The organism is Kribbella kalugense, assembly GCF_004365875.1.
GTDB classification, from domain to species: Bacteria; Actinomycetota; Actinomycetes; order Propionibacteriales; family Kribbellaceae; genus Kribbella; species Kribbella kalugense.
Genome location: NZ_SODF01000001.1, coordinates 733,684 through 749,209 on the forward strand (window position 1 = coordinate 733,684; position 15,526 = coordinate 749,209).

The 15,526-nt window shown below is 68.2% G+C and carries 14 protein-coding genes; 10 read left to right on the forward strand and 4 right to left on the reverse strand.

The annotated features are described in order from the left end of the window. Positions 1 to 23 precede the first annotated feature (23 nt). Positions 24 to 2,324 (reverse strand): FdhF/YdeP family oxidoreductase, encoded by a 2,301-nt coding sequence (locus EV650_RS03435; RefSeq protein ID WP_134115220.1) that lies wholly within the window; start codon positions 2,322 to 2,324, stop codon positions 24 to 26. Between the two features lie 14 nt (positions 2,325 to 2,338). After that, positions 2,339 to 3,586, reverse strand: coding sequence for a PucR family transcriptional regulator (locus tag EV650_RS03440; protein ID WP_134115222.1), 1,248 nt, complete (start codon positions 3,584 to 3,586; stop codon positions 2,339 to 2,341). 279 nt (positions 3,587 to 3,865) lie between these two features. On the opposite strand from EV650_RS03440, the gene dnaK reads away from it, so the two are divergent. The 7 genes from dnaK to EV650_RS03475 are packed head-to-tail and all read left to right on the forward strand — an operon-like array spanning position 3,866 to position 10,954. Beyond that, positions 3,866 to 5,731 (forward strand): molecular chaperone DnaK, encoded by a 1,866-nt coding sequence (dnaK, locus tag EV650_RS03445; protein ID WP_134115224.1) that lies wholly within the window; start codon positions 3,866 to 3,868, stop codon positions 5,729 to 5,731. Continuing rightward, the gene (locus tag EV650_RS03450; RefSeq protein ID WP_134115226.1) at positions 5,731 to 6,201 is read left to right on the forward strand and encodes a nucleotide exchange factor GrpE; all 471 of its coding nucleotides are present in this window, start codon (positions 5,731 to 5,733) and stop codon (positions 6,199 to 6,201) included. Before dnaK ends, EV650_RS03450 begins: the two co-directional genes overlap by 1 nt. A 4-nt stretch (positions 6,202 to 6,205) precedes the next feature. Then, a complete protein-coding gene (locus tag EV650_RS41375) occupies positions 6,206 to 7,177 on the forward strand; it encodes a DnaJ C-terminal domain-containing protein (RefSeq protein WP_134115228.1) in 972 nt (323 codons plus the stop codon). Further along, the gene (locus tag EV650_RS03460; protein ID WP_134115230.1) at positions 7,174 to 7,473 is read left to right on the forward strand and encodes a chaperone modulator CbpM; all 300 of its coding nucleotides are present in this window, start codon (positions 7,174 to 7,176) and stop codon (positions 7,471 to 7,473) included. The genes EV650_RS41375 and EV650_RS03460 overlap by 4 nt, the downstream gene beginning before the upstream one ends. 2 nt (positions 7,474 to 7,475) lie before the next feature. Continuing rightward, positions 7,476 to 10,079, forward strand: coding sequence for an ATP-dependent chaperone ClpB (clpB, locus tag EV650_RS03465; protein ID WP_134115232.1), 2,604 nt, complete (start codon positions 7,476 to 7,478; stop codon positions 10,077 to 10,079). Continuing rightward, complete coding sequence (gene trxC / locus EV650_RS03470; protein ID WP_134115234.1) at positions 10,076 to 10,498, forward strand: thioredoxin TrxC; 423 nt, start codon at positions 10,076 to 10,078, stop codon at positions 10,496 to 10,498. The genes clpB and trxC overlap by 4 nt, the downstream gene beginning before the upstream one ends. Positions 10,499 to 10,522: 24 nt before the next feature. Then, positions 10,523 to 10,954, forward strand: coding sequence for a BON domain-containing protein (locus EV650_RS03475; protein ID WP_166678003.1), 432 nt, complete (start codon positions 10,523 to 10,525; stop codon positions 10,952 to 10,954). Positions 10,955 to 10,970: 16 nt separating this feature from the next. Here the strand turns inward: EV650_RS03475 and EV650_RS03480 are convergent, their stop codons facing one another. Both EV650_RS03480 and EV650_RS03485 read right to left on the reverse strand, forming a co-directional pair. Beyond that, complete coding sequence (locus EV650_RS03480; RefSeq protein ID WP_134115238.1) at positions 10,971 to 11,912, reverse strand: hypothetical protein; 942 nt, start codon at positions 11,910 to 11,912, stop codon at positions 10,971 to 10,973. A 100-nt stretch (positions 11,913 to 12,012) separates the two neighbouring features. Beyond that, on the reverse strand, positions 12,013 to 12,807 hold the full coding sequence (locus tag EV650_RS03485; protein WP_134115240.1) for a PIG-L deacetylase family protein: 795 nt from the start codon (positions 12,805 to 12,807) through the stop codon (positions 12,013 to 12,015). A 124-nt stretch (positions 12,808 to 12,931) separates the two neighbouring features. On the opposite strand from EV650_RS03485, the gene EV650_RS03490 reads away from it, so the two are divergent. From EV650_RS03490 to EV650_RS03500, 3 genes are read left to right on the forward strand one after another with little or no spacing between them, the layout of a single operon-like run. After that, positions 12,932 to 13,912, forward strand: coding sequence for a lysylphosphatidylglycerol synthase transmembrane domain-containing protein (locus EV650_RS03490; RefSeq protein ID WP_166678004.1), 981 nt, complete (start codon positions 12,932 to 12,934; stop codon positions 13,910 to 13,912). Beyond that, positions 13,909 to 15,081 carry a glycosyltransferase family 4 protein gene (locus EV650_RS03495; protein ID WP_134115244.1) on the forward strand — a complete coding sequence of 391 codons (1,173 nt, stop codon included), beginning with the start codon at positions 13,909 to 13,911 and terminating at the stop codon, positions 15,079 to 15,081. The genes EV650_RS03490 and EV650_RS03495 overlap by 4 nt, the downstream gene beginning before the upstream one ends. Before the next feature lie 7 nt (positions 15,082 to 15,088). Beyond that, on the forward strand, positions 15,089 to 15,511 hold the full coding sequence (locus tag EV650_RS03500; RefSeq protein ID WP_134115246.1) for a hypothetical protein: 423 nt from the start codon (positions 15,089 to 15,091) through the stop codon (positions 15,509 to 15,511). Positions 15,512 to 15,526 lie beyond the last annotated feature (15 nt).

Here is a 15,526-nt window from a genome sequence, read left to right on the forward strand (position 1 = left end):
GAACCTGGCCGGGAACACGCGGACTAATGCGGCGTGACGCGGATCCGGATGTTCTTCATCAGCGGCTGGTCGCTCTGAGTGCTGTAGTCGTTGGCAGCGACCAGCACGTTCATCTCCGGCATGTACCCGGCGGAGTTCCCACGCGGCATGTCGTAGCGGAGAGCGCGGTACTCGCGCAGGACTCGGGTCGAGCCGTCCCGCGCGGTCGCGGTGATGTCGACCAGATCGCCTTGCTTGATGCTGCGGGCACGCATGTCGTCCGGGTTCATCAGGATCAGCGTGCGGAGGTTCTTCACGCCCCGGTAGCGGTCGTTGTCCGAGTAAATCGTGGTGTTCCACTGATCATGCGACCGCATCGTCTGCAGGATCAGTACGTCGCCCTCGGCCGGGACCACATCGGGCAGATCAGCGGTGGAGAACTCGGCGCGGCCGCTCGGAGTGAGGAACACCAGCTCCCGGGCGGGTTGCCGCAGCCGGAAGCCGAGCGGGTGCCGGACGCGGCGGTTGAAGTCCTGGAAGCCGTCGAGCGCCTTCGCCATGACGTCCCGGATCCGGTCGTAGTCCTCGACGTACGCCGTCCATGGTGTCTGAGACCTCGGCAGGGTCGCCTGTGCGATGCCGGCGATGATCGCGGGCTCGGACAGCAGGTGGGGTGAGGCGGGACGTTTGCGGCCGATGGACAGGTGGACCATGCTCATCGAGTCCTCGACCGACACCGACTGCGGGCCGGCGGCCTGTACGTCGGCCTCGGTGCGGCCGAGGCACGGCAGGATCAGCGCCTGGCGACCGTGGACGAGGTGGCTGCGGTTGAGTTTGGTGCTGACCTGGACCGTGAGTTCGCAGGCTCGGAGACCTTCGCCGGTCGCCGCGGTGTCGGGTGCGGCGAGGGCGAAGTTGCCACCCATGCCGACGAACACCTTGACCGACCCGTCCCGCATCGCGGCGATCGTCCGTACCGTGTCGAGGCCGTGTTCGCGCGGCGGATCGATCCCGCAGGCGGTCGCGAGCCGATCGAGGAACTCCGGGCTCGGGCGATGGTTGATGCCGCAGGTCCGGTTGCCCTGCACGTTGCTGTGACCGCGGACGGGCGACGGCCCAGCGCCCTCCCGGCCGAGGTTGCCGCGCAGCAGCAACAAGTTGACGATCTCGCGGACGGTGTCGACGCCGTGCTCGTGCTGAGTGACACCGAGGCACCAGCTGACCAACGTACGCCGGGACTGCGAGTAGATCGTGGCCGCGCGGCGGATGTCCGCCTCCGTCAGCCCCGACTGCCGCTCGAGGTCGGCCCACTCGGTGTCCTCGCACACCTTCTGGTACGCCGCGAAGCCGTCGGTGTGCCGCTCCAGGAAGACCTCGTCGAGCGCCTTGCGATCGGTGCGCGCCTCCTCGAGGACCGCCTTCGCGATGCCACGCAGCAGCGCGAGGTCACCGCCGACCCGGACCTGCAGGTTGAGCGTGCTGGTCGGAGTGGCCTTGAACAAGGCCATGTCGACGAACTCGTGCGGCACGATCGTGCGCCCGGCGGCAGCCTCGACGAGCGGGTTGATGTGCACGATCTGAGCGCCTCGCCGGTACGCGTCCGAGAGTGCGGTCAGCATTCGGGGCGCGTTCGACGCTGCGTTCACACCGAGGATGAAGATCGCCTCGGCGGTCTCCCAGTCGCGCAGGTCCGCCGTACCTTTGCCGGTGCCGAGGGCTGCTTGGAGGGCGCGACCGGAGGCTTCGTGGCACATGTTCGAGCAGTCCGGCAGGTTGTTGGTGCCGTACTCGCGGGCCATCAGCTGGTAGAGGAACGTCGCCTCGTTGCTCAACCGGCCCGACGTGTAGAAGGACGCCTGGTTGGGGGATTCGAGCGCGCGGAGCTGGGCGCCGATCAGGTCGAAGGTGGCCTGCCAGCTGATCGGGACGTAATGGTCCGTGGCCGCGTCGTACACCATCGGCTCGGTCAGCCGACCGACGTCCTCCAGTGCGAAGTCCGTCCAGGTCTCGAGCTCGGTGACCGTGTGCTCGGCGAAGAACTCGCGGCCGGCCCGCTTCGGGGTCATCTCCCAGACGACGTGCTTGACGCCGTTCTCGCACAGGTCGAGCTTCAACCCGTCAGTCGCGTCCGGCCACGCACACCCGGGACAGTCGAACCCGCCGTTCTCGTGGTTCATCCTCAGCATCGCCCGCGGCCCGGAGGTGACCGCGTGCTGACGGCCGAGAACCTGGGCCACCGAGATCGCGGCACCCCAGCCGGCGGACGGGTGGTGATAGTCCTGCTGCGACCACTGGGTGTGAGTTTCCGGCCCGTCGCCGCCGTCGTTCACCTTGTCGTCGGTCATGTTGCTCCCTCCGCCTAGGGACGAGTTTGCACCTGCCGGTCGATCCTGGCCGAGACGTTGTCGCCCCCGACAGCGGCTGTCGTCACCGGCAACAGCCGGACGGCGTACGCCGCGGCCGCGAGCTCGGACGCCTGTCGCGGATCGGACAACGAGCGCCCGGTCAGCTCCTGCAGGCGGCGCAGGCGGTAGCGGACCGTGTTCGGATGACAGTGCAGTATGTCGCCGGCCTGCTCGGCCGAACCGCCGTGGTCGAGGTGAGCGTTGAGCGTGTCGAGCAGTACGGCGCGATCGTCGACCGCGAGTGCGAGGACCGGGCCGAGCACCTGCTGCGCGATCCGCCGGCCCTCCCGCGGATCCATCGCCATCAGCCCGGCGAGCGGGCTCGCGTCGAACACCTGAACCTCGATCCGACCCGTCGGCAGCATGACCAGCGCCGTACGCGCGAGTTGCAGTGCCCGCGGCGTCTCGGACAGCGAGTGGTACGGCGGACTCACGCCAGTCCGCGCGGTCGCCGCCTTCTGCAGGATCGACAGGACCGCGTCGCCGGACGAGGCCGGTAGCGCGACCAGTCCGAGGTGCAGGGCCGGCGTGAGCCTCCAGCCGGAGACGACGCCGTGGCCGGCCAACTGCTTCTCGATACCGGGCAGACTCTCCTCCGCCAGCCCGCGCGTCTCCGCGGCAACCACCACGAGCTGTCCGTCAGGCGGGAAGCCGAGCAGCGACGCGGCCTCCCACGGGCCGCCATCCGGACCTGGATGACCGGTCATCAACGCCTCGACCAGCGCCGACCTGCGTTGCTGACGGGCGAGCAGGAGCTCGGCGGTCGCCGCACGGTACGCCTCGGTGACGGCAATGGCGTGTTCGTCGGTGAGCTGCCAGATCAGGCTGACCGCGGTCAGTAGTGCGTCGACCTGAGCCGGGTGACGGTTCCTCCGCGCCTGCGCGACCAGCGCGTCCCAGAGCGTGGCGAAGCAGATTCGATACGCCTGGAGTACTTCGGGCAGCGGAGCGGACTGCTGCGCCCGGCGGCGGCCGGTCTCCTTCGGGGCACGCAGGTCGAGCGGGGCGTGCGGATCGCGCAGCGCTGTGACCAGGAACCGCAGGTTCTGGCCGACGGATCGACGGAGTTCGGGCACCTGAACGACAGAGGCGTCCCGGTAGAACGGGATGCGCGCGAGGATCGCCCCGCAGGCCTCCTCGGTCAGCTCGGGCAGGCGGTCCTCCGCCCACGCGATCAGTGCCGCGAGCTCCGTGTCGGTCATCTGGCTCTCCCTTGCATCCCCTCATCTCAACACACTGTGCCTGCCCTGCCCGGGAGGGCGACAGGGATTGTCTGGCCACCCGGACAACCGGATCTGTTGGCCTGGACAAACTTTGTCATCGTCCACAGCCGCTGCCGGAACGCCGGCAGTAGCGTTCCGGCGGGCCACAAATCCAGCCCGAGAACCCACCGCGAGAAGCCGGCACGACGGACGGTCTGATGCCTGGGGCAACCGTTTCCGTGCGGCCGAGCGGCGTACCGAGACGGACGGGAGACGGACATGGCGAAGGCGGTCGGCATCGACCTCGGCACCACCAACTCGGTGATCGCGGTGGTGGAGGGTGGTCACCCGACGGTGATCGCGAACGGTGAAGGGTCCCGGACCACGCCGTCGGTGGTGGCGTTCACCGACGACGGCGAGCGGCTGGTCGGCCAGCTCGCCCGGCGGCAGGCGATCCTGAACCCGAAGGGCACGATCTACTCGGCCAAGCGGTTCATCGGCCGGCGGTACGACGAGGTCACCAGCGAGATGACAGCGGTGTCGTTCGACGTCGTCGAGGGTCCCGACGGCTCGGTGCGGTTCGACGTCCGCGGGAAGCTGCACGCGCCCGAGGAGATCTCCGCGCTGGTACTGCGGAAGCTGGTCGAGGACGCGTCGAAGTTCCTCGGGGAGAAGGTGACCGAGGCGGTCATCACGGTGCCGGCGTACTTCAACGACACGCAACGGCAGGCGACCAAGGACGCCGGCAAGATCGCCGGTCTCGAGGTACTGCGGATCATCAACGAGCCGACCGCGGCCGCGCTGGCGTACGGGCTGGACAAGCAGGAGAACGAGACCGTCCTGGTGTTCGATCTCGGCGGCGGGACGTTCGACGTGAGCATCCTGACGGTCGGCGACGGCGTGGTCGAGGTGCTCTCGACGTCCGGTGACGGGCACCTGGGTGGTGACGACTTCGACCGTCGGTTGGTCGACTATCTGGCCGACGAGTTCAAGAAGGCCGAGGGCGTCGATCTGCGTGAGGACGCGCAGGCGTTGCAGCGGTTGTTCGAGGCGGCCGAGAAGGCGAAGGTCGAGCTGTCGTCGGTGTCGCAGACGCAGGTGAATCTGCCGTTCGTGACCGCGACGTCGACCGGGCCGAAGCACCTGGTGGTGACGGTGATGCGGTCGACGTTCGACGAGATCACCCATGACCTGGTCGAGCGGTGTCTCGGGCCGGTGCAGCAGGCGATGGCGGACGCGAAGGTGACCGCGAACGACATCGACGAGGTGATCCTCGTCGGTGGCTCGACCCGGATTCCCGCCGTACAGCAGCTGGTCCGGCGGCTGACGGGTGGCAAGGACCCGAACATGACCGTGAACCCGGACGAGGTGGTCGCGATCGGCGCGGCGACCCAGGCCGCGATCATCAAGGGCGAGCTGAAGGACGTGCTCCTGCTCGATGTCACGCCGTTGTCGCTCGGTGTGGAGACGCTCGGCGGGATGATGACGAAGGTTATCGAACGGAACACGACGATTCCGGCCCGGCGGACCGAGACGTTCAGTACTGCGGACGACAACCAGAACGCGGTCGACATCGTCGTACTGCAAGGCGAACGGGAGCGGGCCGCGGACAACCGGGTGATCGGACGGTTCCGGCTGGAGGGGATCCGCCCAGCCGGGCGTGGTGAGCCGCAGATCGAGGTCACCTACGACATCGACGCGAACGGCATCCTGAACGTGGCGGCGAAGGACAAGGACACCGGGGTCGAGCAGACGATCACGATCACCGAAAGCTCGGCACTGGACGCGTCCGAGGTTGATCGGATGGTCGCGGACGCCGAGCAGCACCGGACTGAGGACACCCGGTTGCGTGAAGAGGTTGACGCGCGCAATGAGTTGGACGCGGTCGCGTACCAGGTCGATCGCCGGCTGACCGAACTCGGCGACGCCGTTGCGGTGCACGAGAAGGCTCGGGCGGAGACGTTGGTGGCGGATGCCCGGCAGGCGGTGAAGGAGGGCGCGGGGACTGAGCGGGTGCGGCCTCTTACTCAGGAGTTGCAGCAGGTGTATCAAAGTCTGCTGGCTGCGCGCAGCCCACAAAGCGAGGCAAAGCCGGATGAGCCTGGTGACGACGATGTGATCGACGCCGAGTTCACGGTCGACTGATGCCGGACGAAGCGGAGGTCCCGGACGAGCAGCCGTCGGCCGCCGAGCAGCGCATCGCCGAGTTGGAGGATCAGCTGCTGCGTACGGCGGCTGACCTGGACAACCTGCGCAAGCGCTACCAGCGGGATCTCGACCGGGCCCGGTCGGTGGAGCGGGCCCAGCTCGCAGCGGCCTGGTTGCCGGTCGTGGACAATCTCGAGCTGGCGTTGCAGCACGCGGACTCCGATCCGGATGGACTGGTGAAGGGGATCCGGGTGATCCACGAACAGGCCGTCGCGGCGTTGGCTCGGCTCGGGTTCCCGGCGTTCGATCCCACCGGCCAGCCGTTCGACCCGGTGTTGCACGAGGCGGTCAGCACGCTGCCGTCCGAGGACGCGACGCCGGGCACGGTGCTGGCCGTCGTACGGCCGGGATACGGGACCGCGGACGCGCTGCTCCGGCCGGCCTCGGTCGTCGTCGCGAAGCGGTAGTGCCATGGCCGACTTCTACGAGCGGCTCGGAGTGGGCCGGGATGCGACGGCTGACGAGTTGCAGCGTGCCTATCGGAAGCTGGCTCGGCAGTATCACCCGGACATCAACAAGGACCCTGGGGCTGAGGAGAAGTTCAAGCAGGTCTCCGAGGCGTACGACGTGCTGTCGGATCCGGACCAGCGGAAGCGGTACGACGCGTTCGGCGACGACTTCCGCCGGGTGCCGCCGGACGTCGATCCCGAAACCTGGGCCCGCGCCCAGCGAGCCGGCGGCGCCGGCCGCGCCGCATCCGGCGGGCGAGCCGGCGCGTCGCAAGGCGCGTGGGGCGGTTCGGCCGGACCTGGCGGCTGGTCAGGTGGTTGGTCCGAGGCCGATGGGGACGTGGATCTTGAGGATCTGTTGGGTGGGATGTTCGGTGGGCGGCGCGGCTGGGGTCCGATCCCGGGTGCCGACCAGGAGGTCGGGTTCGACTTGTCGGTGCCCGAGGCATACTGGGGCGGGCACCGGCGACTGACGATCTCCGGCCCGGACGGCGGCCGGACCGTCGAGGTGACAATCCCGGCGGGCGTCACCGACGGCCAGCGGATCCGGCTCGCCGGCCAGGGCGGCCAGGGGAGTGGCGACGCTCCCGCCGGCGACCTCTACCTGGTCGCGCACCTAGTCGGTGACCGTCGCTACCGGGTCGAAGGCCGCGACATCTACGTCGACCTCCCGGTCTCGCCGTCCGAAGCCGCCCTCGGCGCCCGAGTCGCCCTGGAAACCCCAGGCGGCGAGGTGAAACTCCGCGTACCCGGAGGCACCTCCAGTGGGAAACGCCTGCGCCTGAAGGGCCGTGGCCTCGGCGCGAAACGCAACCCCGGCGACTTGTACGCCGAGGTCCGCATCGTGCTGCCCGACAAGCTGTCCGACGAGGAGCAACGCCTCTACGAGCAACTCGCCGCCGCAACCACCTTCGACCCACGGAGGCAGCGATGAGCACGGCTCTCGCCCGTCCACTGCTGCTCGACCTGGACACGTTCGCGCGACTGACCGGCGTACATCCGCAACTCATCCGGCGGTACGTCGCACTGGGATTGCTGGAGCCGACGCGCGTGACCGCTGGACGCGTCTGGTTCGGGTACGCCGACATCGCGGTCGTCGCGCGGATCCAGCGACTGCGGGCGGCCTTCTCGCTCAACTATGCAGCGCTCGGCCTGGTGATCGATCTGCTCAATCGCATCGCGGCACACGAGAACGTTCCGCGTGGTCGCACCCGACTCTCGGGAGACTGACGATGGACTCGAACAAGCTGACCCAGAAGTCCCAGGAAGCCCTGCACGACGCGCAGACCAAAGCCCTCCGCTTCGGGCACACCGAGGTCGACGGCGAGCATCTCCTGCTTGCATTGCTCGATCAGCCCGACGGCCTAGTGCCCAAGCTACTCGCCCAGGCCGGCACCGACCCGGACCGGCTGCGCGCCGACATCGAATCCGACCTGAGTCGCCGGCCCAAGGTCAGTGGCCCCGGTGCGCAGCCCGGACAGGTATTCGTCACGCAGCGACTGTCCCGGCTCTTCGACACGGCCGACCGCGAGGCGAAGCGGCTGAAGGACGAGTACGTCTCGGTCGAGCATCTCGTGATGGCGTTGCTCGAGGAGGGCGCCGAGACCGCGACCGGCCGTCGAGCGCGCGAACAAGGGCTGACCCGGGACAAGTTCCTCCAGGCGCTGACCGCGATCCGCGGGAACCAGCGGGTGACGTCGGCGATGCCGGAGGCGTCGTACGAGGCGCTGGAGAAGTACGGGCGTGAACTGGTCGCGGACGCGAAGACCGGGCGGATGGATCCGGTGATCGGGCGGGACCAGGAGATCCGGCGGACGATCCAGATCCTGTCCCGGAAGACGAAGAACAACCCGGTGCTGATCGGTGAGCCCGGGGTCGGGAAGACGGCGATCGTGGAGGGTCTGGCGCAGCGGATCGCGAACGGCGACGTGCCCGAGGGGTTGAAGGATCGGGCCGTGTTCTCGCTGGACCTGGCCGCGTTGGTGGCGGGAGCGAAGTACCGCGGCGAGTTCGAGGAGCGGCTCAAGGCGGTGCTGAACGAGGTCACCACGGCCGAGGGACGGATCCTGCTGTTCGTCGACGAGCTGCACACCGTGGTCGGCGCGGGCGCGACCGAAGGCGCGATGGACGCGGGCAACATGCTCAAGCCGATGCTCGCGCGGGGCGAGCTGCACATGATCGGTGCGACCACGCTCGACGAGTACCGCAAGCACATCGAACCCGACGCCGCCCTCGAACGCCGCTTCCAGCCGGTCGTGGTCGACGAGCCGACGGTCGAGGACGCGATCTCGATCCTGCGCGGGCTGCGGGAACGGCTCGAGGTCTTCCACGGCGTGAAGATCCAGGACGGCGCGCTGGTCGCTTCCGTCGTACTCAGCCATCGCTACATCACCGACCGGTTCCTGCCGGACAAGGCGATCGACCTGGTCGATGAGGCGTGCGCGATGCTGCGGACCGAGATCGACTCGATGCCGGCCGAGCTGACCCGGCGGGTACGGCGGCTGGAGATCGAGGAGGCCGCGCTCGCCAAGGAGGACGACGCGGCGAGCAAGAATCGGTTGGAGGAGCTGCGCAAGGAGCTGGCCGATCTCCGCGCCGAGTCCGACGCGATGCGCGCGCAGTGGGAGTCCGAGCGACAGGTGGTACGGCGTACCCAGGACCTGCGGAGCCAGATCGAGCAGGTGCGGCAGGACGCCGATCAGGCCGAACGCGAGTACGACCTGAATCGGGCGGCCGAGCTGCGGCACGGGCAGTTGCCGGAGTTGGAGCGGCGGTTGCTGGCTGAGGAGGAGCAGCTCGCGACGAAGCAGGGGAGTGGCCGGTTGTTGCGTGAGGTGGTGACCGAGGACGAGATCTCCTCGATCGTCGCGCGCTGGACCGGGATCCCGGTGACCCGGCTGCAAGAGGGCGAACGCGAGAAGATCCTGCGGCTGGACGACGTACTGCACGAACGGGTCGTCGGTCAGGACGAGGCGGTGCAGCTGGTCGCGGACGCGATCGTCCGGGCCAGGTCCGGGATCAAGGACCCGCGGCGGCCGATCGGGTCGTTCATCTTCCTCGGGCCGACCGGGGTCGGTAAGACCGAGCTGGCGAAGGCGCTGGCGGGGGCGTTGTTCGACACCGAGGACAACATCGTCCGGATCGACATGAGCGAGTACCAGGAGCGGCACACGGTGAGCCGGCTGGTCGGCGCGCCGCCCGGGTACGTCGGCTACGAGGAAGGCGGTCAACTGACCGAGGCGGTACGACGCAAGCCGTACTCCGTGGTGTTGTTCGACGAGATCGAGAAGGCACACGCGGACGTGTTCAACACGCTGCTGCAGGTGCTCGACGACGGTCGGCTGACGGACGCCCAGGGCCGGACGGTCGACTTCCGCAATACGGTGATCATCATGACATCGAATATCGGATCGTCGTACCTGCTGGACGGCGTCACGCCGGACGGTCAGATCAAGGAGGACGCGCGGGACGCGGTGATGGCCGCTCTGCGGCACCACTTCCGGCCGGAGTTCCTGAACCGGGTCGACGAGATCGTGCTGTTCAAGCCGCTCACGCTGCCCGAGATCGAACACGTGGCCGAGCTGATGTTCGGCGACCTACGGGACCGCCTCGCCGACCGCCGGATGACACTCGTCGTCACCCCGGACGCCCTCCGCTTCATCGCCGAGCAAGGCTTCGACCCGGTCTACGGCGCCCGCCCACTCCGCCGGTTCATCTCCCGCGAGGTGGAAACGCGAGTCGGCCGTGCCCTGCTGAGCGGCGAGGTCCTGGACGGCGCCCAGGTCGACGTCGAGCTCGACGACGGCGTACTCGCGGTTAGGTACGAAAACCCATGATCACCTGCCCGCACTGCGGTCGCCGCAACCGGGTGCCGGCGGTCGCCGACGGCACGCCTCGGTGTGGTCAGTGCAAGGAGCCGTTGCCCTGGATCGTCGATGCCGGCGACAACGACTTCGCCGAGGTGGTGGAGATGTCCAAGCTGCCGGTCCTCGTCGATCTGTGGGCGCCGTGGTGCGGACCCTGCCGAATGGTCAGCCCGGTGCTCGAGCAACTCGCCACCGAAAAGGCCGGCCAGATCAAGCTCGTGAAGATCAACGCCGACAACGCACCGGACATCTCCCGCCGGTTCGATGTCCGCTCCATCCCCACCCTGATCGTCTTCCGCGCCGGCCGCCCCATCAGCACCCAGATCGGCGCCGCCCCCGCCGCCAAACTACGCCCCTGGCTAGAGAACGCCCTGAAAAAGAAGGCCTGAAGGTACTGATCCCGGAGGTTGATGATGAGTGATGGACAGTTGCAGGGGGAAGTGAATACGGCGATCTTCTTTGATCCGTCGGTGGACAGCGTGGCGATTGTGGCTGAGGTTGACGGGGGTGCCGTGACGCTGCGGGGGACGGTGGGCAGCGTGCGGGAGAAGGAGCAGGCGGAGCAGGATGTACTGCGGGTTGACGGGGTGACCGGCGTACACAACGAGCTCGTGGTCACCGCGCTGGACGCGGCGACCAGGGATGATGCCGATCTGCGCGGCGCCGTCCTCCAGGCGCTGGGCCTGGAGGACGGCGTACCGGAGTCCATCGACGCGGACGTCAAGGACAGTTGGGTCACGTTGAGCGGCACCGCGACGCACGAACAATGCGACAAGGCCGAAGCCGTGGTGACCCGGATGGAGTCGGTCAAAGGCGTAACAAACGACGTACAGGTCGTCGCCTAGATCTAGGTGCCTAGGACTAGCCGCCGTTGAGGGGGTCGGACTGGGGGGCGATGCGGAAGTACTGCGGGTCTGAGAAGGTCAGCGGGACCTTGCCCAGGCTCTTGATGACCGTGCTGGCACCGTTGGCGTGACCAACGGCGTACAGGTAACCGGACTTGGTGTCCCGGTCGATGCCGAGCAGGAGCGTGCCGTTCGCGCCGCACTTGGTCGCGATCAGCTGCTCGAAGCCCTGCCAGGTCGCGGTGCGAACCGGCCGGCTGCTCGGTACGGCGTTGTACTTCGTCGGCCAGGTCACTGTCACCAGTGCGCCGGACCGGGTGTTGGCGATGAAGGTTTCAGCGGTGTCGGTGCGGCCGATCAACGTCATCGACTTCACCGTGGTGAGGCCGCCGACCCCACCGGTCGCGCGCCAGCTGGTGCCTTCGGCGACCCACCGGTTGGTGACGCCGTCGGTCCGCTGGCCGTAGAGCGTGGTCCGGGCCGGGGTCCCCGAGTCCGCCGACCGATGGATGGACTCCTCGATCCAGCGGTAGTTCCCCCAGCCGCCGCCGACGCGGAGGTTGTTGTGCGGGTAGTGCGGGTCGATCTGGCTTTCACCGTCGACGACGAACGAGCTCGTGTACAGCGCGCCGCCCATGATGGTCAGCCCAGACCTCGACTCCTCGCCGGCGCCCAGCCCCCGGCCGACGAAGGTGCTGATGTGCTGGACCTGGTTCGCCGGGAACACCCCGGCGGTGCCCCGGACACCGCCGACGGTGATCGGTGCCGTGGCGTTGAGCATCCGGCTGGTGAAGGCGCCGGTAGCGGTCACCGAGCCCAACCGGAGCGCGCAGGCCGCGGTGGTCGCCGACGTGCCGCTCTGTGCGGACGGCTTGGCCTGTGCCGACGGCCCCATGGCCGCGCCGAGCGCCAGCGCGAGTACCCCAGCCGAAGCCAGACTTGCGGTCTTGCGAAACATCTGGATCGTCCTCCCCTCAGCGGAGGCGTCCTCGCCTCCGTCGTACCGGGTTGGAATCCGGCCACCGCCGAAAAGTTCACAGGAAAATCTCAGCGCGGAGCTAGCGGAGGCTGGCGAAGATGTCGTCGAGTGGAGCGCTGGGGGTTCGGCCGTGTTCGACGTACCACTCGCGGCCGAGCATCAGCCGGAACAACGAGGGTGGCAGCTTGAGCAGCAGCGCCAACGTGCGCGCTCCGTCGTCCGAGCTCGCCTGGCTGGCATGGGCCTCGAACGACCGGCGCTTCTCCGCCATGTACTGACGTACGTCGACCCGGTGCGTGATCGCCGTACCGGGGGAGTAGGCGTGGTTGTAGTCGGCCGCTGAGACGTTCGGGAGTACGCCGGGAATCGCCTCGACGACCCGGATCAGCCGGCGGATCAGCCGCCGGTCGATGGTTGCTTCGAGCACCAACGGCGTACCGGCCTCGGCGGCGGCGTACGTCCCGACCGTATGCACCCGCCTATGATCCGGATGCCCGTATCCGCCGGCCGGATCGTAGATCGTCAGCGCGTCGGCCTGCTCATCGCGCAGCAGCTCGATCAGAGGTGCGGCGGCCTCCTCGACCGGGAGCGTACTGAACCCATCGAGGGCTGCGGGCCAGCCCGAGTCCTTGAACCCGAACCGCACCACCCGCGCACAGCCGAGTGCCGCCGCCGACCGATCCAGCTCACTCCGCCGGTACGCCGCCAACCGGCCGGCGCTCCCGTACGACGAAGCCGCCGCACCGGCCTCGCCATCGGTGGCGACCGCGAGCACGACGCGATGCCCTTCCGCGGCGAGTCGCGCCAACGTGCCACCCATCAGGAGTGCCTCGTCGTCCGGGTGCGCGTGGAAGGCCACCAGCGTGAAGGCCATGATGTGAGCATTGCACGCCGCTCGCCGTCGGACCAGTTGCACTCAGCACCCTCTCAGCCCCAGGAATCCAGGCTGGGTGGCGATGAGCGAACACGAACGGCACGCAGGATGGCGAAGGCGACTGGTGACCTCCGTCGTGAGCGGCCTGGTGACTGCAGCGTTGGTGGTGTTCCTGCCGCGAGCGGTCGGTGCCACCTGGAGTCAGGTCGGTGTCGTGCTCGGTGGAGTGTCGATCGGGGCGTTGGCTGTGCTCGCGGTGGTCTGGATCGCCGGGCTGTGGGCGCACTCGTTCGTGTTGGCCGCATCCTTACCAGGGTTGACGAAACGGCGCGGCCTGACGCTGAGCCTGACTGGCAGTGCGGTGGCGAACGTTCTCCCGCTCGGCGGAGCCGCGGGTACGGCGCTGAACTTCACCATGGTCCGCCGGTGGGGGTTCAGCGCGCGGGCCTTTGGTGGGTTCCTTGCGGTCACGACCTTGCTGAATGTCGTCTCGAAGCTTGGCGTGATCGCGGTGGCGCTCGGTCTGATACCGATCCTGCACAGCGCGTCGGCGTTCGGTCCGGCGAGTCTGCTCTTCGCGCCGGTCCTGGTCGCGGTGGTGGCCGGCGCATGGGTTCTCGTGGACGAACGTGCGGCCGTGATGATCGGCGGCGTACTGGACAAGGTGTTCCGCCGGTCGCGGCTGAAGGAGCGGCTGCCGAGGTTTCGACGGTCGACGCTGCAGCTGATGCGGACCGGTTGGCGCCGGATGGCGGCCGGGATGGTCGCGTACCTCGCGCTTCAGCTCGCGTTGCTGTGGCTGTGCTTCCACGTTCTGCACGTCCCGCTCGGTCTTCCGATCCTCTTCACTGCTCTGGCAGTAGAGCGTCTGCTGACGCTGGTGCCGATCACACCGGGTAGTGCAGGTGTCGTCGAGGTCGGGACGACTGCGGCTCTGGTCGCCCTCGGCGGTGATCCGGCGGGCGTCGCAGCTGGTCTGCTGTTGTTCCGCGGATTCACGTACCTGATGGAGATCCCGGTCGGCGGCGTGCTGCTCGCCGTCTGGTCGTGGCTGCAGCACCGGACCAAAACCGAGGCGCGACAGCTGGAGGCTGTGGCGGGATGAGGATCGCGCTCGTCAGTGACTGCTATCTCCCGCGGCTCGGTGGCATTGAGTTGCAGGTGCACGACCTCGCCGTACAACTGATCCGCGCCGGCCACGACGTGACGGTCTTCACGGTCACCGACGGACCATCGGCCGACATACCCGTTGTCAGGCTTCCTGCGATCGCCGGCGTACCGCTGGCTGGGGCCATCGACCGTCTGCGCGTCGAGCTGGAGTCCTTCGACGTCGTCCATGCTCACTCGTCCTTGCTATCGCCATTGGCCTGGCATGCGGCACGCCTGGCTCGGGCCGCCGTCATCACCGTGCACTCGTTGCCAGGGCCAACGATGCCGTGGCCGATCGCACAGATCGACCGGTACGCCGGCAACGTCGGATGGACCGCGGTCAGCGAGGCGGTCGCCAACGTGGTCCGGCGAGCGCTGCCTGGCCGGACGGTCGACGTACTGCACAACGGCGTCGACCCGAGGGCGTGGCGACCGGTCGGACGCGCCGATCATCCGCTGACGATTGTGAGCACGATGCGACTCAGCCGGCGGAAGCGGCCGATCGCACTGCTGCACACGCTCGCGATGATCCGCGATCTCGTGCCGGCGGACGTCTGCCTGCGAGCGGTGATTGTCGGCGCGGGCCCTCGGGAACGCGCGGTCGAGGCTCGGCGCCGCGCGCTTGCGCCCTGGGTCGAGCTGCCCGGTCGGCTGAGCCGGTATGAGATTCAACAGCTCTACGCGTCGGCTGATTTGTATCTCGCGCCGGCCGAGTTGGAGTCGTTCGGCGTTGCGGCTCTCGAGGCCCGGTGTGCCGGTTTGCCGGTGGTGGCGATGGCGTCCGGCGGCGTCGGTGAGTTCGTCCGGCCCGGTATCGAGGGCTACTTGGTTGAGAGCGATACCGAAATGGCCCGGACGGTGGCGGAGCTGTTGTCCGACACCGACGTACTGACCCGAATCCAGCAACACAACCGGCTGACGGATCCGCTAATGACGTGGGATCACGTGATCGCTCGGCATCTTGTGACATATGCGACTCGGATTGCGTTCGCTGATGGTTCAACGGGGCGTGTGAAAGACGCCGTGCGGACCGGGTACCTGATAGACACGGGACCTGGCGCCGGCGGCAGACAGGGAAACAGCTTCGATGGTGATGGCATGGCGGTTCGGCGCCGTTGGCGTTGATGCCGTCATGGCGGTGATCCAGGACCCGGCGACGTTCGCGGACTGGATGATCGCCGTACCGTCCGAGCTCCGTCCCGGGCCGAACTGGCCGGAGACCGGCAGCTTCGTCGAACGCGACACCGGCCGGGAGTTGCGCGGCCGCCACATGCACAACCGGCACCTGATCGTCGCGATTGTCGAGAGGTGGCGACCCGATCACGAACTGGTCGTCCGTTTGCGAAGCGGCCTCGGCGGTTGGGTGCAGGTGGCAATCAAAGTGCAGTCGCGGCCGGGTGGCGCGTTGATCGAGGTCAGATCCGAACCGCTGACCGCCACCGCCCGCCTCCGCTACGCCGGCGCAGCCCGCACCCGAGCCGAAGAACGCTGCGCCCAAGTAGCCGAACGCCTCATCGAACTAGCAACCCCAGAACCCCAACCCGACTGGCCGTAGTGCTGCATCAAGAAA